Below are 346 nucleotides of genomic sequence, written 5' to 3' on the forward strand. Positions count from 1 at the left end.
ACAGTGCAGCCACTTCGGACACCAGTTCCTGGATTTTGGCTGATTTGTCAGAGCCATCCAAAGTCGCCACCAGTTCAATCGGGCCTTCCAGACGTTCTAATAGGGTTTTAAGTTGAGCTGAAGTATTTTGGTCTAACATTGCTAACGTCTCCAAAGGAGTAAATGTTTATTTGATAACAGGATATTAAATGAATTGCATAAATAGGTAAAACAGTTTGTTTTTATTTTATTGATCGATATTTTAGATTATTAAACTAGGGTGTGTTGACACTTTTAGCTTAAAAAAATAGCGAAGTAGTAAAATCAAATCGCCAAACCCAATTTTACTATTCGCTATGCCTCGTAC

The 346-nt window shown here is 36.4% G+C and carries 1 pseudogene; it reads right to left on the reverse strand.

From position 1 onward, the window contains the following. Window positions 1–139: pseudogene (locus NI468_RS16200) on the reverse strand (thioredoxin family protein); the annotation flags it as partial. Window positions 140–346 lie beyond the last annotated feature (207 nt).

Origin of the sequence: Acinetobacter lwoffii (assembly GCF_024129355.1) — a bacterium.
In the GTDB taxonomy this organism is placed as follows: domain Bacteria; phylum Pseudomonadota; class Gammaproteobacteria; order Pseudomonadales; family Moraxellaceae; genus Acinetobacter; species Acinetobacter lwoffii_I.